We start from the raw sequence: 24,811 nt of genomic DNA, 5'->3' as shown, positions 1-24,811 counted from the left end.
CTCATTAATTAACCCCCATACGCCTGCGGCAGACATTCGTGCGCAAATTCGTTCACATGGTATTACCACGGCCTTTCTATTAACTGCTACCTTGGCACTTTTCTGTCTGATTCCTGGTGTGCCAACATCAATGGTCGGTGTTTTAATCGGTGTCTATTTTGGTCCCGCTATTGGTATTTTATTAAATATCATCGGTACCTTTACTGGTAATAGTTTATCTTTTATTCTCATCAGCCATTTCAAGATCCTATCTAAGCCACACACGAAAAACCGATGGGTGCGATTTATCTCTTCCGCTAAACATCCCGCAATCATTTTAACGATTTCATATATGATTCCCATTATCCCGATGTTTATCGTGAATTACACCGCCAATAAACTTAAATTGCCTGATAAAGTAACCTATTTGTCAATGTTTATCGGCAGCATTCCATCTGCAGTACTGCTTAGTGTTGGTGGCGATGCCATCTTCCGTGGTCACAGTACACCAGAACTAAAAGTCGTCTTAGCTGTGCTCGCTGTCGGCATTGTTGCCGTTATACTTTTACGTCTCAAGAAGCATCAGCAGCAAACACAATCATAACCGTCAAATCTAAAATTTTTTCACGAATTAATACGATAAAAAACGCACCAGTTTCAGCTGGTGCGTTTTTGTGTCTATGGCGCAAATTTGTAGGAAATGGTGCTGATGTTTTATTCTCACATATCCTTTTTAGCACACTGAAAACACTGCCACCAACTTTTTGCATATAAAAAGCGATGACACTAGCATGCCTAGTATCACCGCTAATATGGAGCCGAGGGGAGTCGAACCCCTGTCCAAACTGCCCGGTACATGAACCTCTACGCTTATAGTGTTGTCATTTAAGTTTCATGATTGATTCCGCCACAACACGAGGCTAACATCAATCACTAACTCGATTCATTTAACGCCGCTGTTCCGAATCTAAGCAACGACGCGATCTGACTTTTTATGACCTAACCTTAGACGCCAGCTACCAAGATTAAGTGACGCATCACTGTTTTTTAGGCAGCGATTGCGAAAGAGTTTTCGTTTTTTGCAGTTAAAATTTCTGCCCGTTTTAACGCCCGGATGGCGAAACGCAGTCCATGCCCTAAACAGCCTGTCGAATTCCAAAAACGACCCCAATTTAAGCTGCTCACGCAAAAAATAAAAATACTGACAGCCGTCAGTATTTTTATTATACCATATTAAAACGCTCTAAACCGTGCACGTCGTTGCTTAAGTAATTCTTCTGGCGTTAACGCATTTAGTCGCACAAATTCATCGTCTAACCGCTGGCGAATCAAATTAAAGACACGCGGATGATTCCGTGATTCGGGAATAATATATTCAATCACACCCTTTTCCAAAAGATCCTTAGCCGTGATACCCATGACAGCGGCGGCCTCATCAGCACGCTTACTATCTTTCCATAAAATAGATGCAAAACCTTCCGGTGACAAAATGGAATAAGTCGCATTTTGGAACATCCAGACTTGATCACTCGTGGCCAACGCCAAAGCGCCACCAGAACCACCTTCTCCATAAATAATGGCAATCATTGGTACCGTCAACTTCATAGATTCTAAAATAGACTTGGCAATCGCTTCGCCTTGGCCTTGCGCTTCCGCCGTTTTACCTGGAAATGCCCCTGGCGTGTTAATAAACGTCACAATTGGGCGATGAAATTTGTTAGCTTGTTGCATCAAACGTTGTGCTTTGCGATAACCCCAAGGTTCAGGCGACCCATTGCGTTTGCTCAGCTTATCTTGAATATCAACACCCTTATCAATGGCAATGACAGTCACCGGCTTGCCATTTAAAGCAGCAATGCCGCCAATCACCGACATGTCATCCCCACTCAAACGATCGCCATGCAATTCAACAAAGTCCGTAAAAATACCATCAATAATTTCACGCGCCAAAAAGCGGTCTTCACGTGACTTTTTCACCACTTCAGCTGGCGTTAATTCATGCTTAAATAATTTTAATCCAATATTGACTGCCATGTTATACCTCCGACACCCGATGCAACCTCACCAGTTTAGCAATAATGGCGCTCAGTTCAGGACGGGGCACAATTTGATCAACAAAGCCATTTTCTAGTAACGTTTCGACACGCTGAAAGTCCTTTGGTAGCTTCTCATGAATCGTTGATTCAATCACACGTGCACCAGCAAAGCCAACCAAAGCATGCGGTTCAGCTAACGTAATATCGCCTTGCATGGCGAAACTGGCCGTCACCCCACCAGTTGTTGGATCTGTCAGTACGACCAAATAAAGGAGGCCAGCTTCTTGATGCGCCGCCACTGCCGCTGACACTTTGGCCATTTGCATCAAGGAATTAATACCTTCTTGCATCCGTGCCCCACCAGAAGCCGTGAACAATACTACCGGTAATTTTTTATCCGTCGCATATTCAAACAAGCGGGTGATTTTTTCACCAGTCATGGATCCCAATGACCCCATCATGAAATAAGAATCCATGACGCCTAGCGCCACTTTTTCATCTTCAATCGTGGCCACACCGGTCAATACGGATTCGCCTAAACCTGTTTGTGATTTCGCCCGCGCGAGCTTATCCGCATAACCAGGAAATTCTGGTGTTGTCATTTCAATGTCAGCATCCATTTCTTCAAATGATTGCGTGAGCAAATCGACGCGTTCTTGCGCTTGCAAACGGAAGCCATAGCCACAGTGCGCGCATACACGAAACGGTCCCAATTGCTTATTGTACATTTGAACACCGCAATAAGGACAAGCTAAGAAAAGCCCGTCTGGGATGCGTTCATTGACCGATGCATCCCGCTTAATTTTAGCGGTTGATTTTTGATTATCGTATAAATCCATCTTTATCCCGTATCCCAACACCGCAAACTCACCAGTTGGGACACATGCCTCCTAATCACTTTACTTAGCAGTCCAGAACTGCATATGGCACTAATATGATAATACCGCATATGTCGGCCATACGCGGTATTATTGTTTATTCAGTCGCTGGCAAACTATCAAGCCAGCGTGGTAAAAAGTCACTTTCTAGGTAACGTGTATCAAATTCCCCACGTTGTACTTGGGGATCAGCTAACAATGCCTGTTGGAAGGCGCGGCTCGTGGCGACACCACGGACCACCGTTTCATCCACAATCCGGCGCATTTTGGCCATCGCTTGCGTGCGGTCTGCACCATGCACAATGAGCTTCCCAATCATTGAATCATAGAATGGTTGGATTTTATCGCCATTAAACAATGCCGAATCAATACGAATACCAGGCCCACCAGTTGGGAGAAAGACGAAATCAACTGTCCCGGCACTAGGGGCAAAATGCTTTTCTGGCTGTTCAGCCGTCAAACGCACTTCAATTGCATGCCCCTGCACTTGCACATCAGCTTGCGTCACTGGCAAATCTTCACCAGCGGCCACGGCAATCTGCAATCGAATCAAATCTAAACCGGTGACCATTTCTGAAACGGGATGTTCTACTTGAATCCGCGTGTTCATTTCCATGAAATAAAAGGCGCCTTCATGATCTTGCAAAAATTCAATCGTCCCAGTGTTCACATAACCCAAGGCTTGGGCTGCGCGGGTCACAATTTCACCCAATTCAGCACGCATTGCTGGCGTCACACCAGTTGCTGGCGATTCTTCTAACACTTTTTGGTTATTACGTTGCAAAGAACAATTACGTTCAGGCAAATAAATCACATGGCCATTTTCATCGCGCAACAATTGCATTTCAATATGCCGCACGCGTTCCATGACCTTTTCGATATACATATGGTCATCGCCAAAAGCAGCACGGGCTTCGTTTTGCGCATCATCAAATTTATCTGAGAGCTCATCTTCGCCGTATACAAAGCGCATCCCTTTGCCACCACCACCAGCAGCAGCCTTGAGCAACAAAGGATAGCCAATGCGATCGGCCACAGCCTTGGCTTCGTCAAAATCTCGAATAAACCCTTCAGATCCTGGAATGACAGGCACACCAGCGCGGCGCATTTCTTCACGGGCGTTCGCTTTGTTACCCATTAATTCGATGGTTTCTGGCCGTGGCCCGATCCATTGAATTCCGACCTCACCGACCATTTCGGCAAACAACGCATTTTCAGCTAAGAAACCGTAACCTGGGTGGATGGCTTCTGCCCCAGATAGTAAGGCGGCGCTCAAAATGTTTTTCATGTTCAAATAAGAGTCTTTTGGCTTTGGCCCACCGACAGCGATGGCTTCATCAGCGATTTGAACATGCAGGCTATCCTTATCAGCGGTCGAATAAATCGCCACTGACCCAATGCCCATTTCTTTTAACGTTCGGATAATACGAACCGCAATTTCACCACGGTTGGCAACCAATACTTTTTTAAACACAATTAATCTCCAATGATGAATGTCAATTCAGCAGTTGTTGCCTTCTTGTCACCAATCCACACAATCCCTTTACCCGTTCCAATTGGCCCACGCAAACGATCGATTGTCACTTCCAAACGCAAGCGGTCACCAGGGCGTACCATTTGACGGTAACGCGCCTTCTTGATACCACCAAAGTAAGCAGTCTTTCCTTTATATTCTGGCATTGACAAAAGCGCAACGGCACCCGTTTGGGCCAAAGCTTCAACGGTTAACGCACCTGGAAAGGTTGGGTTTCCTGGGAAATGGCCTTGGAAAATTTCTTCATTGATTGAAATATTCTTGTAAGCCACGGCCCGTTCACCTGGCACCAATTCTTCAACCGTATCCAACATCAACATCGGATAACGATGTGGGATGATGTCCATAATTTGTTGGGTATTTAGTACGCTCATGTGTCTATTAAACATACAGCACCAATTACTGTATGCCTTTCCTCCTATTCAGGTATGTACGCGGAAAACTCCGCTTAAATTATGCTGGTGTCACGATATAAAGTGGCTTGTTATAGTCCACCACTTCTTCGTTTTCAACCAAAACTTCGGCAATTGTGCCAGCAACTTCACTGTGAATTTCGGTCATCAGTTTCATCGCTTCAATCACAGCTACTGTTTCACCAACCGCTACCTTGTCACCAACTTGTTTAAACATTGGCGCTTCTGGTTTTGGTTGCAAATACACTGTGCCAACCATTGGCGCAACGATCTCGACACCCGCTGTCACTGGTTTTGCCAATGGATGTTCGTTAGGTGCATCGTTAGCCACCACTGGTTCAGCGGCGGCAGTGAGTGCTGGTGCGACAATCGCCGCGTTGTCATTTTTTGACAAATGCAAACTAAAATCACCGTCGATAATTTGAAATTCGCGTAATGAACTATTTTCTAGATCCGCCATCAAGCTGCGGATTTCATCGATATTTAAACTCATGAATTAAGCCTCTTCGTGCCAGTTTTTGAAAATGACTGCAGCGTTGTGGCCACCAAAACCATAATTTGCACTTAGTACATATTCAGGTGCGGTATGCTTTGTCGCAGTAGACACCAAGTTCACCAACTTCGTGTCATCATCTTGTTCGTCCACACCAACGTTAACTGGCATTTCGCCGCGGACAAGTGCGCCAACTGAAACCAAGGCTTCAATCGCACCAGCCGCACCAAGCAAATGACCTGTCATCCCCTTAGTTGATGAGACAGGGACATTATTAGCCCCAAAGACAGTGGCAATCGCATGTGCTTCACCAGAATCATTGGCACCAGTTGCTGTTCCGTGCGCATTGATATATGAAATCTTTTCAGGTTGCAAATCGGCATCGCGAAGGGCATCACGCATGGCACGCGCTGCACCTTCACCATCAGGTGATGGTGATGTCATGTGGTATGCATCAGATGATGCACCATAACCCACAAGTTCAGCCAAAATGTTGGCCCCACGTGCTTGGGCATGTTCAAGACTTTCAATGACCAAGATACCTGAACCTTCACCAAGGACAAAACCATGACGGTTCTTGTCAAATGGCTTTGACGCTTCCATCGGATCTGTTTCCGTTGACAACGCTGTCAAAGCCGCGAAACCAGCAATCCCAATTTCGTTAACTGTGGCTTCTGAACCACCCGTCAACATCACATCTGCCTTACCGGATTGGATACGCCAGAAAGCTTCACCAATGGCATTGGTTGCAGAGGCACAAGCAGTCACAACCGTATAGTTTACCCCTTTGGCACCAAAACGCAATGACACGTTACCCGATACCATGTTTGGAATTGATTCAGGCACGAACAATGGGCTTACACGTTGTGGTCCCTTGTCATGCATTTTGATCACTTGTTCCTGAATAGTGGTCAAACCACCGATACCATTACCCAGAATAACGCCAAAACGCGTTGGGTCTTGGACAGTCGTTGGGTTTTCTGAGCCTTCCGGTGCTTTCAAACCAGCATTTTCCAATGCTTGATCAGCCGCATCGATGGCGTATTGTGAGAACAAATCCAACTTACGTGCGTCACGCTTGCCTACACGTTTTGCTGGGTCAAATCCATCAACTTGTCCAGCGACCGTAATCCCTGTTTCTGTGGCATCGAACTTTGTAATTGGCTTAATCCCGATTTCTTCGTTGAAGATACCATTCAAAAATGTTTCTGTATCATTTCCAAGTGGGGTTACGGCACCAAGACCAGTAATGACTACTCGTGTCATGTTGTTCTCCTTTAATTAAATATACAATCCGCCATCAACAGTCAATGTTTGCCCTGTAATGTAGGAACTATGTGCTAAGAAAAGCGCTGCTTCAGCGACTTCACTGGCTTCACCAAACCGTGATAAGGGAATATTTTTCAAAATTTCCGTTTGCGTTTCTGCTGGCAAAACCGCCGTCATATCAGACATAATCATGCCTGGCGCAATCGCATTCACACGAATCCCACGACGGGCACCTTCTTTGGCAAGTGACTTGGTGAAACCAATGATACCAGCTTTTGAAGCGGCATAATTCGTTTGTCCCATGTTACCCATTAAGCCAATAACGGAACTCATATTCACAATTGCCCCATGTCTTTGACGAATCATCTTCTTAAAGATTGGTTGCGTCACATTAAATGTCCCATTCAAGTTCACATTAATGACCTGAGCAAAATCAGCTGGCGTCATCGCCATGGCCAATTGGTCTTTGGTAATACCCGCATTGTTAATCAAAACATCAATACCAGGGAAATCTGCTTGCTTGTATAAGGCCTTGATAGTAGCCTCAGCTGCTTCAGCATCCGCAATATCAAATTGCAAAGTTTGCGGTGTTTGCTTGAATTCAGCCAAAATTTCTGGCGCGATAGCTGAACGCGCATGTAAAATCACGTGAGCGCCCGCAGCATCAAAGGCTTTGGCAATTGCCAAACCAATACCGCGCGATGAGCCAGTAACGAGCACTGTTTGATCTGTGAAATCCATCATACTAGGCTTCCTTTCCTGCTGCAACTAATAAATCACGCACCGCATTGAAACTGTCAATATCGGTAATCGCATAACGCTTGACGTCCTTTGGTGCAATTTTCTTGGCGAATTTAATTAACGTATCTGATGGGCCAACTTCAATAAATGTATCGACACCATCAGCCAACATTTTTTCCATCGCTTGCGCAAAGTAAGTGGGTGAAATAATTTGTTTTGTCAATGTTTCAAATAACGTGTCAGCCGTAAATAATGCTCCCGTTGTATTTGAATAAACCGGATATTGGGTCTCGCTGAAAGTTTCGCCAGCCAGACGTGTTGTCAACTGCACAGCCGCATCTTTTAACAATGGCGTATGGAAGGCTCCTGACACGGGTAATTCAACGAGGCGTTGAATCCCTGCTTCAGTTAAGGCTGCCATGGCCTCATCAACATCTTCAGCCACACCACCAATGACCAGTTGCGCAAATGTATTATAGTTGGCTGGGTAAACTTGCTTGCCAGCTGCCTGTAGTGATGTTAACACGTCTTCTACCAACGCTTGATTATCACCCATCACGGCAACCATCTTACCTGGATTGGCCTCACCGACTGTCTGCATGTAGATACCACGGTCTTTGATAATCGCCACGGCTTGGTCAAATCCCATAGCGCCACTGGCAGCCAACGCTGAGTATTCACCCAAACTCAAGCCCAGACCTGCTACTGGGGTTGGCAAAGCCTCACCCAACGCGTTAATAATGGCATTGCTCATCGCCAAAATAGCAGGTTGTGCGTAAGCTGTTTGCGTGATTTTTGTTTCGTCATTGGCCACGGCTTGTAAATCATAGCCTAAGATGGCTGACGCTTGGTCAATTGTGTCACGGTAAGCGGGTAATGCCGCGTATAAGTCGGCACCCATGCCAGCTTTTTGCGCCCCTTGACCGCTAAATAAGATACCTAATTTCATATTAGTCCCCATGTAAAATTTGCTGACGTGTCAGCGCTGTGGTTACAATGTTGTATTTTCAATACCCATCAAGTCAGTTGCTTCTGCCCAAATATCAGACAAAATTTGTGCGGCTGGCTTTTCATCTTTGATCAAACCAGAGATTTGACCAGCCATGAAAGCGCCACCTTCTTTGTCACCTTCTTGAACAGCCCGACGCAAAGTACCAGATTCCAACTTTTCAATTGCGGCAGCATCTGGCTTTTCTTTTTGGATTTCAAAAACTTCGTTTTTAACAAAGTTCTTAGCCATCTTGTTCTTCAAAACACGTGCGCGGTTTCCCATCAGTTGGCCAGTAACAATCGTGTCAATGTCCTTGGCTTTAATGATTTTTTCTTTAAAGTTGGGGTGAATTTCAGATTCTGTTGCCGTCAAGAAACGCGTCCCCATTTGAGCCCCAGCAGCCCCCAACATGAAGGCGGCGGCAACACCACGACCATCGCCAATACCACCAGCAGCAATGACTGGAATATCAACAGCGTCGACTACTTGTGGTACTAACGTCATCGTTGTCAACATGCCGATATGCCCACCAGATTCCATTCCTTCAGCAATTACCGCATCAACACCCTTCTTTTCCATCATCTTATCTAATGACACAGAAGGCACAACCGGCATCACAATAATACCAGCCGCATGTAATTCATCTAAGAATGGTGACGGATCACCCGCTCCTGTGGCAACCACTTTCACGCCTTCTTCAATGATCACGTCAAAGACTTCCCGAATATGGCGACTCAAAAGCATCACGTTGACACCAAATGGCTTGTCCGTTAATGCCTTGACGCGTTTGATTTCTTTGCGGACATCTTCACCGTGCCAGTAACCTGTACCGATAAAGCCTAAACCACCCGCTTCAGAAATTGCTGCAGCCAATGCACCGGTTCCAGCCCAAGTCATCCCACCTTCAACGATGGGATACTTCATGCCAAGTTTTTTAAAAAGCGGGTTCTCTACGTTTACTACCATTTTATTTTCCTTTTAACTCTTATACTATGTACGTGACCATTCAAGCATGATCACCTGTCACATTAAGCTGCCAATTGTTCTTTAACCTTGTCAACCAAGTCTTGGGTTGTCTTGATGTCTTCAGCAACGGCCAACTTGATGTCAAAGTCGTCTTCGACACGGTTCAAAACTTCAAACAAGTCCAAAGAATCGGCATCGATGTCATTTGTCAAGTCAGTTGTTAATGACACTTCGTCTTCTTCCAAATCAAATTGGTCAACCAAAATTTCCTTAACCTTGTCAAAAATTTCTGCATCTGTCATAGTGTTCGTCTCCTAGTATTTTTCAGTATTTTCGTTAGATTTTTGCGGTGCAGCCGACTACACCGATGTTGTTTAAATTTTCCAAATTTGCGCGCCAACCGTCAAGCCACCACCAAAACCTACTAAGGCAATGGTTTGACCGGCATGCACTTGACCAGATTCAACCAATTCATCCAAGAGAATCCCAATGCTAGCCGCACTCGTGTTACCGTTGCTGGCCATATTGGTTGGAAACTTGGTTTCTGGTTGACCAAAACGTTTAGCAATTGTTGACACAATGCGCGCATTAGCTTGATGTAACAAATAATAGTCCACATCATCTGCTGAGAGTTGCGCTTTGGCCAACGCCGCTGCTAACGCATCCGGCACCTCACGCGTCGCAAAGTTGTACACCTCACGGCCGTTTTGGTGGAAGTAAGGATCAGCTGGTGTAATGTCACCTGAAAACGGGTTGGCATTACCAAAGCGGCCAGCAACTAAGTTATCGCCCTTATCACCAAATGTCCGCAACTCTTCACTCAGTAATCCAATCGCTTCAGCCGTTGTTTCAACGAGTACGCCAGCGGCACCATCGCCAAACAATACAGCCGTCGTGCGGTCTTGCCAATCTACGAGTTTTGATAAGACTTCGGCACCAATCACCAAACCGCGACGATATCGGGTTGACAATAAACTTGAAGCCACACTCATACCATAAACCAGTCCAGAACAAGCGGCACTTAAGTCAAACGCAAAGGCCTGATTGGCCCCAATCGCGCCTTGTACAATGGCAGCAGTACTTGGTGACAGACTATCTGGTGACATCGTACTGACAATAATAAAGTCCAAACTTTCAGCTGATACTTGGGCCTTTGCCAGTAACTGCTCAGCCACTTGAATGGCTAAATCGCTCGTGTTTTCCGTGGTCACCACTTGGCGTTGATGAATCCCAGTACGACTAAAAATCCAATCATCGTTCGTATCCATCATAGTGCTTAGTTCAGCATTCGTCACTTGGCGGCTAGGCACTTGACGTGCCGAGGCCACGATTTTTAGGTGTTCCATAGCTCCCCTTCTTACTGCTTAATAACGTTTGCAAGATAGCTCACCAAATTATGAATGGCACGCTTTACCGTATCCATCTCACTGGGTTGCATATCTTTTAGCAAATTGTGTGCCAAATCACGATGGAACCCTTGGTGGGCACGATACACCACCCGCCCTTTATGGGTCAGCCCAAGGCGAACCACCCGTCGATCCTTATTAGAACGACGACGCTCGACATATCCATTTTCAACGAGCTTATCAATGGCAGTTGTCATCGCGCTCGGTGTTAAGTGGATCATCTTCGCGACTTGTGAGGCACTTTTTTCAGAATACATCGATATGGCATCGATTGTATGCATATCTTTTAACGTAATATCTGAAAAATCACTTTGCTTTAACGCGGCTTCTTCAATCCACATCACATTATTAAACACATCGACGAGTTCACTATTTAATTCTTCAAATTCTAATGTAACGGCTTCATTCATCTTTTTCATCTGGCGAAACAACAAACATCAATTCGGCAGAGGTTGCTGTCTTCCCATCAACTTTAGCTTCAACCAATACGCTACCCATGTTGGCGCGTAACTTACCAAATGTCACATGTAACTTCAACACATCACCTGGCACAACCATCTTTTTAAACTTGGCATCATCGATACCCGTCATGTAGGCTGTCTTCCCCTTAAATTGTGGGGATGACAAAATTAAGATTGAGGCCGCTTGGGCGAGTGATTCAATAATCAAGACACCTGGCATCACTGGATTACCAGGGAAATGTCCTTGGAAAAACTGTTCATTAATTGTCACATTTTTAACAGCGACAATCGATTCATCTGGCACCATTTCTTCAACGTAATCCATATACAAGATTGGATAACGATTCGGAATCAGTGCCATAATTTCGGTTGTTGTGAGAACTGGCATAAGTCTTCAGTGCGCTTTCAGTCAGTTGCCCGTATCGCTTGATTGCAATAACGGCCTCACTTGAGCGCTTTTCCTTTCGTCTAATACTTCGACTATCGAAATATCTAATATTGAAATTATCGCACGATTTATTTCGATAGTCAAACTAATTCTTGAAAATAAAAAAAGACACGCCACTGCGTGCCTTAAAATTCAAGGATAACCAAGCGGTTTTGCCACTCTGTGATGAAATCATCACTTGCCCACTCATGAACACGTGCCGTGTTGTAACCAACGGCGGCATTATAATACGTATTATTGCCAACCTTCAACGGTGCTGGATGCACATGAAGATGCCCAGTAATCGTATTAATCGTATACGATTGATCCAGTTTATCTCCGAGCGCTTGGCTCCCTAATAACGCATTGGCCATATCTAACCGTGTATTGCCATATGGAAAGCGTTTAATATAATCCGTTCGTGGTACAAAGTGTGACACCACTACGGTTTGCTTCCGATCTGCGGCATCAAACTGTGCTTGCAATTGCGCCATATTACGGTCAAAACGTTCCTGATCCGAGACTGGTTGTTGGATCCGACGGTCGAACCAGAAATTATTTTTAAACTGTAAAATCTGCTCTGTTGTATAATCTTGACCCACAAAATCGTAATTATACCAACCATTATTACCAATTAAGCGCACATCCGGTGTTAAATCAATAAATTTATTATGGAAATATAGCGGATCTAAATCACTTTCCAATTCGTCATAAGTGACCCCGCGCCCCATGTCATGGTTACCCGCTAAAAATCGAATCTGGATTTTATCAGCCAAAGCGGCCTGCATGTCTCGTGCAAAAGCTAATGATTGTTCAAAATCATTAAACAAGTCTCCGGCAATCACATACAATGTGACATTTTGGTTCAATAAATAAAGTGCCTGCACATGCATGGCCCGTTGAACATCTATTTTATTCAAATCAAAATGATTGTCAGATGAAAATGCAACCTTCACACGCGAATCCTCTTTCAAATTACTGAATAAAGTATAGCATAAATCCGTTGAAAAGGCTGTTAGAACGCAAAAAACCTGCCGAAGCAGGTTTGAAAATTGCGATTTATCTTACAAAGTTGCGAAGTACAACAATGTACGGATCATGTTTGAAGTGAAACCGTATTCGTTATCGTACCATGCAGCAACCTTAACAAGTTGTGCACCGTCACCTGAAACGATTTCAGTTTGTGTTGGATCAAAGACTGTACCGTGTGTGTCACCAATGATATCAGTTGAAACCAAACCATCACCATTATAACCAAATGAGTCTGATTCGTACTTCTTCATTGCTGCGTTCACTTCGTCAACAGTTACTTCCTTGTCCAAGATTACTGACAATTCAGTAATTGAACCAGCAGGTACTGGGACACGGATAGCTGACCCAGTCAACTTACCATCCAATTCAGGCACAACAAGACCGATAGCCTTGGCAGCACCTGATGAGTGTGGCAATGAGTTTGATGCAGCATCGCGGTTAGCTTGACGCTTTGCGAAGTTTGAAGTCTTAGGACCATCTTGCAAGCTTTGTGAAGCTGTGTAAGCGTGGACTGTCAACATCAAACCAGTCTTAACACCGAATTCCTTTGACAAAGCATTTGCCATAGGTGCCAATGATTGCGTTGTGCATGAACCAGCAGAAACGATTGTGTCTTCTGGCTTCAAGATGTCTTGGTTAACACCGTAAACAACTGTAGGAATCTTACCAGCTGGTGCTGAAATCAAAACCTTCTTGGCACCGGCATCCAAGTGAGCTTGTGACTTTTCGGCTGAAGTATAGAAACCAGTAGCTTCCAATACATATTCAACGCCATCGTTTTCAACCCACTTCAAGTCAGCTGCGTTGCGTTCTGCGTAAACTGTGTAGTGCTTACCGTTAACGATAATACCAGTTTCATCAGATGAAACATCAGCCTTCAATACACCGTGAATTGAGTCATACTTCAACAAGTATGCCAACATTTCTGGTGAAGTCAAATCGTTAATCGCAACAACTTCGATGTCTGAAGCTGTGTCTGACAACTCAAGAATACGACGGAAAGCCAAACGGCCAATACGTCCAAATCCGTTAATACCAATCTTAACAGTCATGTGTTTAGATCCTCCAAAAATTTTTGACTTATGTCAACACCAATATTATAGCACAAAGTTGGTTTATGAGCGAATAGAAGCACTTGTATTCGCTCATAAAATCACAAATTTTATGTATAAAATCCGGTTACCGATAGCTAACATCCTTTATCAAAAAACAACCACTCACCTGCTAATCGCGTGAGTGGTTGTGAATAAATGTACATTAATGTGAGCGCTTCACTGAAAAATGGCCGCCACAAAACAAAATTGCGCACGGTCAGCGACTGTGCAGACCAATTATTCGATCCCTGAACCAGGTTCAATTGTGTCTGGCAAGATTGTTACCGTGACAATGTCGTTTTTCTCCGCTGACAAAATCATGCCTTCAGAAACTTCACCTGCCATCTTACGTGGTTTCATGTTCGCCACAATCGCAACTGTTTTCCCAACCAATACAGCTGGATCAGCATACCACTTGCGGATACCTGACAAAATTTGACGTGGCTTACCTGAGCCATCATCGAGCGTGAACTTCAACAATTTGTCAGATTTTTCAACGATTTCACCAGCCGTAATTTTAGCTGCCAAAATTTCGACTTTCGCAAAATCATCATAAGTAATCAATTCACGGGCTGGTTCTGCGGCTGCTTCGGCTTCAGCAGCTGCCTTCTTAGCTGCTTCCTTGGCAGCACGGCCCTTACCCTTGGTGTCTTTTGACACCAGGCCTGAAATAAAGGCTACTTCAGCGTCAACATCTTGACGTGGGAAAATTGGCTCACCCTTCTTCACCACTGGGCCACCCGTTGGTAACTTACCAAAAGTCAAGCCAGCAATTTTCACACCGTTTTCAGGGTAGTCAAAGCCTAACTGTTCATAGATTTTCTTTGGCGCTTGCGTCAAAACCGGTTGCAACAAGACAGCTGCCACACGTAAGGCCCCAGCCAAATGCGCCATCACATTTGATAACACAGCCTTTTGTGTCTCATCCTTTGCCAAAACCCATGGTTGTGTTTCATCGATGTACTTATTAGCACGGCGAATAATTGTCCAAACACTTTCTAAGGCATCAGCTGTTCGCATGGCTTGGAAATGCTTGTTGTAATCAACAATCGCTGCTTCAATTGTTTGAACCAAACCTTCGTCGAAGTCGGTCTTACCAGTATGCAATTCTGGCACAATCCCGTTTTCATACTTATTAATCATGGCCACTGTGCGATTGAGCAAGTTCCCCAAATCATTGGCCAAGTCAAAGTTCACACGGGCAACAAAGTCTTCTGGTGTAAAGACCCCATCATTACCAAATGGCATCGCGCGTAGCAAGTAGTAACGTACGGCATCCAAGCCATAACGTTCTTCAAGCACTTCAGGGTAAATGACATTTCCCTTTGACTTTGACATCTTGCCATCTTTCATGACTAACCAACCGTGGCCGATAATGGTCTTTGGCAAATCAATGCCCAAGGCGTGTAACATAATTGGCCAATAAATCGTATGGAAGCGAACAATTTCCTTACCCACCAATTGCACATTGGCTGGCCAGAACTTATCAAACAGCGCCGTATCGTCAGTATCGTAACCCAAAGCCGTAATATAGTTTGACAAGGCATCAATCCACACATAGATGACGTGCTTTTCATCCCCTGGTACAGGAATACCCCAGTCAAATGATGTCCGCGTCACCGCCAAGTCTTCCAAACCAGGCGCAATGAAATTGTTAATCATTTCATTCATCCGTGCTTCTGGTTGGATGAATTCTGGGTGCGTCTTGTAATAATCAAGCAACCAATCTGCATACTTGCTCATCTTGAAGAAGTACGCTTCTTCCTTGACTAATTCAACTTCGTGACCAGAAGGGGCTTTTCCGCCTGTTACCTGACCATTTTCATCACGATAAACTTCTGCTAATTGTGATTCAGTAAAGTATTCTTCGTCGGAAACAGAATACCAACCTTCATACTCACCTTTGTAAATATCACCCTTTTCAAGCAATGTCGTAAAGATTTTTTGCACCGCTTTTTCATGACGTGGTTCTGTTGTCCGAATAAAGTCGTCATAGGAAATGTCCATCAATTCCCAGAGTGCTTTAATCTGTTCGGCCATACCATCCAAATAGGCGATTTCGGATACACCGGCTGCTTTCGCTTTTTGTTGGATCTTAAGACCATGTTCGTCAGTCCCAGTCAAGAAGAACACGTCTTCACCAAGCAAACGGTGGTAACGTGCGGCGGCATCAGCTAACACGGTCGTATAAGTATTACCTAATTGTAACTTCCCAGATGGGTAGTAAATCGGCGTGGTGATATAAAAAGTTTGATCTTTCTTCACGGAAAATTGTTGTTCCGCTTTGGAAAACTTGTCGTAAATGACAGCTGAATCGGTGAGATTAGCTGTGTTAAACAAGACGTTATTTGGTTCTGACATATGAGTCTCTCTTTCTAATTCGCGTGTTTTGTCACGTGACTTGCGCCATATGAGGCAGTCTCTACTATGCTAATTATAACGAATTTTAACCGTATTTCATAGTTTTTTAAGGTTGTTTTCCGACAGGCGCTACCGTTGGTTTAGCTATGCAAATCCTAGCCAAAATGCTAAAGTAAAGGGATAACCGCTCGGTTAAACAGGAGGCTATTTTATGTCGCAACTCACCCAAATTACTCATTATATGCAGCAAGCCCTAGCTGCTGATCAATCCGGCCATAGTGTTGACCACATTGAGCGCGTGGTTGCCTTAGCCAATACAATTTTAGCTCAGGAACCCACTGCAGACCCGTTTATCGTCCAAGCCGCTGCTTTATTGCATGATGTCTACGATGATAAATTATTTGATACACCCACCGAGGTGGCCGCAGCCAAAAACGCCTTGGCTGATTTTTTAACGACCATTGCCGTATCGCCAGACACTCAGGCGCAAATTTTTCATATTATTGACAATATGTCTTGGTCCAAGCATCTTGATGGGAAAGCCGCCCCACTAGACATTAACGGCCAAATCGTTCAAGATGCCGACCGCCTTGAAGCTATTGGCGCCATTGCGATTGCCCGCACCATAACCTATGGTGCTGTGAAAAACCGCGTGCTCTACGATCCAGCCATTCCCCCACGTACGATTCATGACAAGACTCAGTATCGGCAAACTGACGGCACAACAATCAATCATTTTTACGAAAAACTATTGCACATTAAAGCGCATCTCAACACCGACACAGCCCGTCAAATAGCCGAAACCCGGCATCAATTCATGTTAGACTTCTTAGACCAGTTCAAGGCCGAATGGGAACTGACGAAGTAAAAACATTGACAAGTGCTTGAATCATCGCTAGAATGAAGTTGTTTTGGAGGATGTTATGTTAAAGTTAATCGCAGCAACTGAATATTGCTCACACCGGCGCTTTGTTTAGCACCGGTATTTTGACATACATTTGATCAAACTATCATACGGACTAACGCAGCGCCAACTAGGTATTTCACTAGTTGGCGCTTTTTATTTGCCCACAGGAGAAGCAAAATGAAAAAAATCATCATCATCGTCGCCAGCCTCGTTGTTGTAGCCGGTTTAGCTATCGGCCTTACCCAACACCAAGTCCGGCCAAAAGAAGCCTCACAAACGATCACCCCTGGCACGTTAACTATTGGGTTAGAAGGGACTTTTGCGCCATTTTCTTACCGTCAAAATGGGCAATTGACCGGTTTTGAAGTGGACTTATCAACTGCCATTGCCAAAAAACTCGGTTTGAAACCCAAATACGTCCAAACAAAGTGGGATTCGCTCATTGCAGGCCTTGGTGCTAAGCGTTACGATGTCGTTTTCAACGATGTCGGGATCACACCAGAACGCCAAAAAGCTTACTTATTTGCCACACCATATCTATATGCTAAAACGGTCCTCATCAAGCGTACCGATGAAACCCATCTCAACACGTTAGCTGATCTTAAAGGTAAAAAGATGGCGCAATCAACCACTTCGAACTTTGGTGCCCTGGCTAAAAAAAGCGGCGCTGACATCGTTGCTGTCCCTGGCATGACTGAAGCCATGAATTTAGTGACAACCAAGCGCGCTGACGGTGCGCTCAATGACTTAGGTGCTTATGCCACATGGAAAAAGGCCAATCCTGACGCTGCCACAACCGCCGTTGATTTAAGTCAAGAAAGTCCCGCAACCCCAGCCGCACCACTGCTTAACAAACAAAATACAGCCCTTCAAAAGGCCATTAATAACGCCTTAAAAGACTTAGAAGCTGATGGCACACTCAAAAAATTGTCACTCAAATACTTCAATACTGATCTCACCCAGCCATAAACCAACTGGTTCACGGCTCAAACGTTAATTGAACCAAATCGTCGCTAAAAGGAATCCTACCCATGTCTGATTTTATCCCCCTCGCCGGCCAATATCTGCCCCAACTTTTTCGGGCCGCATTAATTTATACATTACCACTGACCGTCATATCATTTGCTTTAGCACTTGTATTTGCCGTCATCACGGCGCTCATTCGTTTGGCCAAGTTACCCGCAGCGCCGATTCCGCGCTTGCTACTGCGAGGACTTAAAGCCATTGCCGGCTTTTACGTGTGGCTTTTTCGATCAACACCCATGATTGTGCAATTGTTTATTGTGTTTTATGGTCTCCCCAGCGCGCATGTGACACTCTTTGCCAACGCTTGGCTATCAGCGATTACCGTTTTCTCCCTTAATACGGGGGCCTATGCTTCGGAAAGTGTCCGTGCCGCAATTTCGTCGGTCCCGCGCGTCCAAATTGAAGCGGCTGAATCATTAGGGATGAATCGCTGGCAAGTCTTTGCGGATGTCATTTTGCCACAAGCGGCGCGGATCTCAATCCCGCCGTTAAGCAATGCTTTAATTGGTTTGTTAAAAGATACCTCACTCGCCAGCGTAATTACCATTGTGGAAATGTTTTACCTCAGTCAACAAATTGCTGCTGAAAATTATCAAATTTTGACTATGTACATTTTAGCTGCATTTGTTTACGCTGTCTTCACCACCATTTTATCGCTTGCCCAACATCAGTTAGAACGCTATACCTCGAGGTTTGCTCAATGATTACTGTCAAAAATTTAGTCCAACAATATGGCGACCGCCGCGCCTTAGATCAAGTATCCACAACTTTTACCGCTGAACAAACAACCGTCATTCTTGGCCCATCCGGCTCGGGTAAATCAACGTTACTGCGCACTTTGAATCTATTAGCGCAACCAACGTCTGGTACTTTAACCATTGACGAACAGACGCTTGATTTGAGTCAGCCACTAACCGCACCAAAATTATTAGCCGTTCGGCAGCATTTTGGCATGGTTTTCCAGGAAAAAGCTTTGTTTACTCACTTAACGGTACTTAAAAACCTCACCCAAGGGCCGATTAAAGTCAAGGGTATCCCAGCCGATCAAGCGACTGCGCAAGCCACCAATCTGTTGACCCAATTTGATATGGCCGACCTCGCTCCTCGCTATCCGTATCAACTATCTGGTGGGCAACAACAACGCGTCGCCATTCTCCGTGCCTTGGCCATGCAGCCCGATTATCTGCTCCTTGACGAACCGACCAGTGCGTTGGACCCTGAGTTAGAAGCCCAAGTCTTACGTGTCTTACGCGATCTTGCTAATCAAAAGAAATCCATGGTGATTGTCACCCATAATTTAGCATTTGCACAAGCCGTTGCCGATAAAATCATTTTCATGGAAGATGGTAAAATAGGTTATGATGGCCCATCAGCCGGTTTTTTCCAAGCACAAGATCCGCGGATTCAACGCTTCTTAAACGCCATGACTTTTTAGTGCAGTTGATGTTTGCCACACTGTTTTTCATTTTTGTCGAAAAATGATATGCTGTTATGAGCTTCAAAATGGAGAATAATCATGGCTAGAAAACGCACAACGCGACGACAAAACCCGTCCCCTAAACAACAGTTGATTGGATCAGTCATCTTATTACTGCTGATTGGTTTTTATCTCTGGCAAAATAATCAAACCCAACACCCAGCCCCCACAACCCAACAATCCAAATATGCGACAGTTTCAGCACCCGACAACCAAGCCTTGCTGAACTTGCAATGGGATGGCACGCTGGATGGTGACCTTGTCCATGTGAATCAAAATAAGGCCACTTTTACCCCCGCCGAGATGCAGGAAACCTTTCCCTCACATGGCTCTAAACTACGTCCAGTGGATGGTTTGAGTCTATCACCATTAGACGCACTGGGTCGGACCCAACAAGCCAACTTTTTGGCCAGTCGTGACGCTATTAATAAGGTAACGCCACGACCAGACACGATTGATTATCAAGTCAGGCCCTCTGGTTGGTTCATCAACGATCGTTTTGATGGCACGAAATGGGTCGGTGGGTACCACAGCAATCCAAACGTCAAACTTGGCAAAGGCAAACAAGCGTTATGGAACAAGTCTCATCTTGTCGGCTACCAATTTTTTGGGATGCCAACCATGGTGACGGAAAACATGATTGCCGGTACACGTGTTCAAAATGCTTATCCAGGTCAGCTCGTACCGGAAGATGATATCCGTCAAGCCATTAATCAACACCCCAACATCACGATTCGTGGACAAGTTACCCCCTTGTATGTTGGCACTGAACGGATTGCGCGTGGTGTCCATTATATGGCCAAATCTGTGCAAGATAACGGGAAAACGTTAAACTTAAATTACTGGATTTTCAACGTCCAGCCTGGGATCACGATTGATTATCAAACTGGTAAAGTCACGATCCAAAATCATGTGAAATAAAAAGCAGCCAAGTATGGCTGCTTTTTATTTTGGCGCGTGACCTCAATCATCCGTTTTTAATGTCAAAGAACTGGAATGTACGGGGCCACCGCGATGGGGATCAAAGTAACGAATAGCCGCATTAACGGCGTTTGGTGCCTCACCAAACCCGACCGCAATTAAATCGGCTTTCCCGACATAGTGGTTGGCATCCCCAATTGCAAAAACGCCAGGAATCCTGGTTCGCATTTCCTGATCCCGCAAAACCGTACCCAGCTAAATCAGGTTGTATCGTCCAACTTTCAATTGTTTGACGTTCCGAAATAAACCCATAGTTAATCATCAAATCATCAACCCGGATAACATGGGGTTTTTGGTCGTCTTTCACATGCGCTAATGTCAACTGTAATTGCCCATTTGCCAACTTCTCAATCGCCACGATTTTTTGGGGTGTTTCTTGGATAACGTCCGAGGCGTTCAACGCGTTAACACTTTGTTCCATCGCACGAAAAGTTTCTCGGCGGTGAATCAAACGCGTTGAGGCGGCGACATCATTTAACATAACCGCCATATCAACCGCTGAGTCGCCACCACCGGCAATAGCGATGTCGTGATTCTTAAATATCTGTGGATCAGTCACAAAATAATGCACCCCTTGGCCCACCAGTTCATCCACGCCATCAACTTGCATTTTCCGTGGTTCAAAGGCGCCTTTTCCGGTCGTGATAATCACCGTTTTTGCTTGAATGGTTTCCCCTTGACTCGTCGCCAAATGAAATAAATCGGTTGCTTGTTCAACATTGGTCACCGTCGTATTTAACTTCACATCGACGGGAAACATGCCTAACTGCTGGTCTAAGGCTGCAATAAAGTCTGCCCCTTTCACACCTGGAAAGCCCGCCACATCAAGAATACGTTTTTCAGGATATAAGGACATAACCTGACCGCCTAGCATAGCCAAACTTTCAATCAAAACAACTTTGGTATCACGCAAACTGGCATAAAACGCTGCAAACATGCCCACTGGGCCACCGCCAATAATGGCAATATCGTATGGTTCTTGTGTCATTTGTTTAAACTGTGCGCTTGACCCGCACATCCTTTCAACGCTAATGTATTTAAAGTTTATTATACGCAAAATACGTCATGGCACGCAAAATTTCTTCAGAGTGCGTATAATAAAGGTATCAATTTTATTGGAGGAAATGTGCTCACAGGTCACCAGCTGCCTGCGCACAACACGATTATGGCTCAAAAGAAAATGATCCTCGATTTGGATACAGGTATCGATGATGCTTTAGCACTCGCTTATGCCGTAGGCGATCCTAACGTTGACTTGATTGGTATTATTTCAAGTTACGGTAACACGTTGGTGACAACAGCCGCCCAAAATTCATTAAACTTACTACATCTCCTCGGTGCAGATGATGTCCCCGTTTTCCTCGGCGAAAGCCACTCATCAACGACTGATCATTTTGACGTCATGGAAATTTCACAACTAATTCATGGTAAAAATGGTGTCGGTGAAGTGGCCTTAGCTACGGCGCCACGCGCTGTTGAGGATCAATCTGGCGTCGACTTTTTGATTGAAGCAGCACACCAATACGGTGATGACTTGATCTTTATCCCAACTGGCCCATTGACCAACTTAGCCACAGCTATCAAAAAAGACCCTGAAGTGGCCCAACTCATTGGCAACACGACCTTAATGGGTGGTGCCTTGACCGTGCCGGGCAATGTGACACCATTTACCGAAGCCAACATTCATCAAGACCCAGAAGACGCTGATTATGCCTTCACGCACCAAAAGAATTTGACGATGGTCGGCCTTGATGTGACATTGCGGACGTTACTCACCAAAAAAGAAACAGCCGCTTGGCGCGCTTTGGGCACGGTCGCTGCCACAAAATATGCTGATTTAATGGATTTCTATATTGATGCCTATTACAATCTTGACATCGACAAGAAAGGCGCCGCCTTACACGACCCATTGGCAGTCGCTGTTGGGATTGACCCATCTTATGTGACAACGATGCCTTTAGCCATGCACGTAACGTATGATCGTGAAAGCGGTGATTATGGTCGTACAATTGGTGATAAAGAGAAACTCTTAGAACCAACCACAACTAAAGCCGCCATTCTGGTGGATACCGATCGTTTTGTCACTGATTTCCAACAACTCATGCTCAAGGTATTAGCTTAAACAAAAAAGTGTTGCAGTCATCCTGCAACACTTTTTTTATGCCCGAATTTGGCCATCGCCAAAGACTTCGTATTTGATTGTCGTCAAGGCTGGCAACCCCATTGGTCCCCGCGCATGCAACTTCTGCGTTGAAATCCCAATCTCTGCCCCAAAACCAAATTCAAACCCATCAGTGAAGCGACTAGAAGCGTTTTGATAAACCACTGCCGCATCGACTTGGTTCATAAACGCCGCAATGTTATCAGGGTCTTGGCTAATGATGGTCTCTGAATGATGCGTCGTATGCGCGTTCACCCAATCAATCGCCGCCGTGACGTCCGGCACAATCTTAATGCCCATCACCAAATCATTATATTCCGTATCCCAGTCAGCGTCACTGGCTGGGGTAAGGCGGCCATCAATCCCCAAACTGGCTTGATCACCGCGCAACGCCACCCGTGCGGCAATTAATGCATCCGCAATTTTTGGTAAAAATTCTTGAGCAATCGCTTCATGGATTAATAGTTTTTCAGCCGCGTTACAAACGGCTGGTTTTTGCGTTTTCGCATTATGAATAATCCGTAAAGCAGCGGCTTGATCAGCAGAGGCATCCACAAAAATATGCGTGTTCCCCGCACCGGTTTCAATCACAGGGACGGTCGCATTGGCCACCACATAATCAATGAAGGCGGCTGAGCCCCGTGGAATCAAAACGTCAATGGCCTCACGCATATGTAGTAGCGTGTTAACTGATTCGTGGGTCGTATCTGTGATAAGTTGGATAATATCTGGGTTTAAGTTCTGATCAATCAGCACATCCCGTAAAATCGTGGCGAGCACTGTGTTACTGTGAATCGCTTCTTTACCACCACGCAAAATGACGGCATTGCCCGACTTCAAAGCTAAGGCAGCTGCATCCACGGTGACATTGGGCCGTGCTTCATAAATCATCGCCACCACGCCCAGCGGCACAATTTTTTTCACAATCTTCAAACCCGCATGATTTTCCCATGTGTCATAAGGACCAGCGAGCGGATCTGGCAAGGTCGCGACAGCAGCCAACGATTCAGCAATCGCCGTTAAGGCATCTGAATCCAGTGTTAGTCGCTTTTGCATTGGCCGACTCAAACTCGCCCCATACGCGACCAAATCTTGTTGGTTAGCTGCGATAATTTCGTCTTGGCGCATCAACAAGGCGGCACCCATATTTTTAAGTAAGGTGTTTCGGGTCGCCAAAGACAACCCCGCAACTTGTGCTGTGGCCTTTTTGGCCCGTTGCCCCATTTCTTGTACACTTAATGCCATGTCATTTACTCTCCCTTAAACAATGTGCCAACTGGCTCGCCCGCTAAGACTTCTAAAATTGTGGCCGGATTTTCACCATTAATCAGTACCATTTGTCGCCCATGTTGCAACAAGTAATCGGCTGCCACTAACTTAGTAGCCATCCCACCTGTCCCAAGCGTTGACGATCCCCGTGCACCGGCGCGTAGACTATCCGTCACCGCAGTTACCAACGGAATGGGTTGTGCTGTTGGGTCAACGTGCGGATTAGCGGTATACAGCGCATCGATATCACTTAAGACAATCAGCGCATCAGCATTCGTCTCATGCGTTACCATGGCGGCCAGGCGGTCATTATCGCCAAATGAATGTTGATGATCCAATTCATCGACAGCGATCACATCATTTTCGTTAATAATTGGAATCACACGCTGCTGCAACATGGCCGCAATGGCATCGATGGTATGGCGTAACATTTGCTTGTTATGAAACACATCATAAGTCAACAGGACTTGACCCACGTGTTGCTGATAAAACGCAAAACTTTGATTATAAATCGCCATCAAATAACTTTGGCCAATCGCGGCTAAGGCCTGCTGGGCTGGAATTTCTGTTGGGCGTTTTGTTTGATGCATTTGTTTGAGCGCCACGCCAATGGCACCAGACGTAACTAAAATCACCCCATATCCGGTTTGTTCCAGTTGCGTTAAGGTCTGAGCTAACCGGTTAATAACAGGATATTTAATTTCACCGGCCGCATCGACAATACTACTCGTGCCCACTTTAACCACGACACGCCGCCACTGCTTAGCTATTGGCGCTTGATCAACCACTTCTGACATGCTGATTTTATCCTTTGTAAACTTATTTGTTGCTTTTATGATGATATCACATCATCATTATTTCCTCATTTAATCTCCATTATTATATCATGTTCATTAAGCTCTTTGATAA

General features: G+C 45.1%; 25 protein-coding genes, 1 other RNA gene and 1 pseudogene. 7 read left to right on the top strand and 20 right to left on the bottom strand.

All coding sequences use genetic code 11. The annotated features are described in order from the left end of the window. The coding region (locus ACW12G_RS00350) for a TVP38/TMEM64 family protein (RefSeq protein WP_455647026.1) at positions 1-583 on the top strand (583 nt) is incomplete at its 5' end. A gap of 206 nt (positions 584-789) precedes the next feature. On the opposite strand, the gene ssrA is transcribed toward ACW12G_RS00350, so the two are convergent. The 17 genes from ssrA to metG all read right to left on the bottom strand — a co-directional run bounded on the left by ssrA (position 790) and on the right by metG (position 16,081). After that, positions 790-1,148: a transfer-messenger RNA gene (gene ssrA, locus ACW12G_RS00345) on the bottom strand. A 64-nt stretch (positions 1,149-1,212) separates the two neighbouring features. Continuing rightward, positions 1,213-2,013 carry a carboxyltransferase subunit alpha gene (gene accA, locus ACW12G_RS00340; protein ID WP_048700538.1) on the bottom strand — a complete coding sequence of 267 codons (801 nt, stop codon included), beginning with the start codon at positions 2,011-2,013 and terminating at the stop codon, positions 1,213-1,215. A gap of 1 nt (position 2,014) precedes the next feature. Next, a complete protein-coding gene (locus ACW12G_RS00335) occupies positions 2,015-2,854 on the bottom strand; it encodes an acetyl-CoA carboxylase carboxyltransferase subunit beta (RefSeq protein ID WP_068850798.1) in 840 nt (279 codons plus the stop codon). A gap of 136 nt (positions 2,855-2,990) precedes the next feature. After that, the gene (locus ACW12G_RS00330; RefSeq protein WP_048700542.1) at positions 2,991-4,367 is read right to left on the bottom strand and encodes an acetyl-CoA carboxylase biotin carboxylase subunit; all 1,377 of its coding nucleotides are present in this window, start codon (positions 4,365-4,367) and stop codon (positions 2,991-2,993) included. Positions 4,368-4,369: 2 nt separating this feature from the next. After that, positions 4,370-4,801, bottom strand: a complete 432-nt coding sequence (fabZ, locus tag ACW12G_RS00325) for a 3-hydroxyacyl-ACP dehydratase FabZ (RefSeq protein ID WP_029508991.1) — start codon at positions 4,799-4,801, stop codon at positions 4,370-4,372. Between the two features lie 79 nt (positions 4,802-4,880). Continuing rightward, on the bottom strand, positions 4,881-5,333 hold the full coding sequence (locus ACW12G_RS00320; protein WP_010005671.1) for an acetyl-CoA carboxylase biotin carboxyl carrier protein: 453 nt from the start codon (positions 5,331-5,333) through the stop codon (positions 4,881-4,883). 3 nt (positions 5,334-5,336) lie between these two features. Then, positions 5,337-6,599, bottom strand: a complete 1,263-nt coding sequence (gene fabF, locus ACW12G_RS00315) for a beta-ketoacyl-ACP synthase II (protein WP_048700545.1) — start codon at positions 6,597-6,599, stop codon at positions 5,337-5,339. Between the two features lie 15 nt (positions 6,600-6,614). Then, positions 6,615-7,346, bottom strand: coding sequence for a 3-oxoacyl-[acyl-carrier-protein] reductase (gene fabG / locus ACW12G_RS00310; protein ID WP_455646290.1), 732 nt, complete (start codon positions 7,344-7,346; stop codon positions 6,615-6,617). A 1-nt stretch (position 7,347) separates the two neighbouring features. Beyond that, positions 7,348-8,292: an ACP S-malonyltransferase gene (locus ACW12G_RS00305; RefSeq protein ID WP_455647025.1), complete on the bottom strand. Its 945-nt coding sequence runs from the start codon at positions 8,290-8,292 to the stop codon at positions 7,348-7,350. A gap of 42 nt (positions 8,293-8,334) precedes the next feature. Further along, positions 8,335-9,300, bottom strand: a complete 966-nt coding sequence (locus tag ACW12G_RS00300) for a nitronate monooxygenase (RefSeq protein ID WP_455647024.1) — start codon at positions 9,298-9,300, stop codon at positions 8,335-8,337. Between the two features lie 62 nt (positions 9,301-9,362). Then, positions 9,363-9,602 (bottom strand): acyl carrier protein, encoded by a 240-nt coding sequence (locus ACW12G_RS00295; RefSeq protein WP_010001645.1) that lies wholly within the window; start codon positions 9,600-9,602, stop codon positions 9,363-9,365. Between the two features lie 72 nt (positions 9,603-9,674). Further along, positions 9,675-10,646, bottom strand: a complete 972-nt coding sequence (locus ACW12G_RS00290) for a beta-ketoacyl-ACP synthase III (protein WP_455647023.1) — start codon at positions 10,644-10,646, stop codon at positions 9,675-9,677. Between the two features lie 11 nt (positions 10,647-10,657). Continuing rightward, positions 10,658-11,116, bottom strand: coding sequence for a MarR family winged helix-turn-helix transcriptional regulator (locus tag ACW12G_RS00285; protein ID WP_455647022.1), 459 nt, complete (start codon positions 11,114-11,116; stop codon positions 10,658-10,660). Further along, positions 11,109-11,555, bottom strand: a complete 447-nt coding sequence (gene fabZ, locus ACW12G_RS00280; protein WP_010001650.1) for a 3-hydroxyacyl-ACP dehydratase FabZ — start codon at positions 11,553-11,555, stop codon at positions 11,109-11,111. Before fabZ (ACW12G_RS00280) ends, ACW12G_RS00285 begins: the two co-directional genes overlap by 8 nt. 185 nt (positions 11,556-11,740) lie before the next feature. Next, positions 11,741-12,550 (bottom strand): metallophosphoesterase, encoded by an 810-nt coding sequence (locus ACW12G_RS00275; protein ID WP_010001651.1) that lies wholly within the window; start codon positions 12,548-12,550, stop codon positions 11,741-11,743. A 108-nt stretch (positions 12,551-12,658) separates the two neighbouring features. Next, on the bottom strand, positions 12,659-13,678 hold the full coding sequence (gene gap, locus ACW12G_RS00270) for a type I glyceraldehyde-3-phosphate dehydrogenase (RefSeq protein WP_010003102.1): 1,020 nt from the start codon (positions 13,676-13,678) through the stop codon (positions 12,659-12,661). Between the two features lie 279 nt (positions 13,679-13,957). Then, the gene (metG, locus tag ACW12G_RS00265) at positions 13,958-16,081 is read right to left on the bottom strand and encodes a methionine--tRNA ligase (protein WP_270746908.1); all 2,124 of its coding nucleotides are present in this window, start codon (positions 16,079-16,081) and stop codon (positions 13,958-13,960) included. A gap of 211 nt (positions 16,082-16,292) precedes the next feature. Between metG and ACW12G_RS00260 the strand changes: the two genes are divergently transcribed. The 5 genes from ACW12G_RS00260 (at position 16,293) to ACW12G_RS00240 (ending at position 20,412) form a co-directional block, all read left to right on the top strand. Beyond that, on the top strand, positions 16,293-16,949 hold the full coding sequence (locus ACW12G_RS00260; RefSeq protein WP_270746907.1) for an HD domain-containing protein: 657 nt from the start codon (positions 16,293-16,295) through the stop codon (positions 16,947-16,949). 216 nt (positions 16,950-17,165) lie between these two features. Next, entirely contained in the window at positions 17,166-17,957 is a 792-nt protein-coding gene (locus tag ACW12G_RS00255) for a transporter substrate-binding domain-containing protein (protein WP_455646284.1), read from the top strand. A gap of 62 nt (positions 17,958-18,019) precedes the next feature. Next, entirely contained in the window at positions 18,020-18,718 is a 699-nt protein-coding gene (locus ACW12G_RS00250; protein WP_029510441.1) for an amino acid ABC transporter permease, read from the top strand. Next, positions 18,715-19,449, top strand: a complete 735-nt coding sequence (locus tag ACW12G_RS00245; RefSeq protein ID WP_455647021.1) for an amino acid ABC transporter ATP-binding protein — start codon at positions 18,715-18,717, stop codon at positions 19,447-19,449. The genes ACW12G_RS00250 and ACW12G_RS00245 overlap by 4 nt, the downstream gene beginning before the upstream one ends. A gap of 81 nt (positions 19,450-19,530) precedes the next feature. Then, positions 19,531-20,412 carry a DNA/RNA non-specific endonuclease gene (locus ACW12G_RS00240; protein WP_048700560.1) on the top strand — a complete coding sequence of 294 codons (882 nt, stop codon included), beginning with the start codon at positions 19,531-19,533 and terminating at the stop codon, positions 20,410-20,412. A 42-nt stretch (positions 20,413-20,454) separates the two neighbouring features. Here the strand turns inward: ACW12G_RS00240 and ACW12G_RS00235 are convergent. Continuing rightward, positions 20,455-21,460, bottom strand: a pseudogene (locus tag ACW12G_RS00235) (NAD(P)/FAD-dependent oxidoreductase). A 177-nt stretch (positions 21,461-21,637) separates the two neighbouring features. Here ACW12G_RS00235 and ACW12G_RS00230 point away from each other — a divergent pair. Then, complete coding sequence (locus ACW12G_RS00230; RefSeq protein ID WP_455647034.1) at positions 21,638-22,594, top strand: nucleoside hydrolase; 957 nt, start codon at positions 21,638-21,640, stop codon at positions 22,592-22,594. A 36-nt stretch (positions 22,595-22,630) separates the two neighbouring features. Here ACW12G_RS00230 and ACW12G_RS00225 read toward each other — a convergent pair whose 3' ends face one another. After that, positions 22,631-23,878, bottom strand: coding sequence for a glutamate-5-semialdehyde dehydrogenase (locus tag ACW12G_RS00225; protein WP_455647020.1), 1,248 nt, complete (start codon positions 23,876-23,878; stop codon positions 22,631-22,633). Between the two features lie 5 nt (positions 23,879-23,883). Next, entirely contained in the window at positions 23,884-24,699 is an 816-nt protein-coding gene (proB, locus tag ACW12G_RS00220; RefSeq protein WP_147000768.1) for a glutamate 5-kinase, read from the bottom strand. Positions 24,700-24,811: the final 112 nt, after the last annotated feature.

It is taken from the genome of Leuconostoc sp. (genome assembly GCF_965300815.1).
This window is presented reverse-complemented; position numbering and strand designations above follow the sequence as displayed.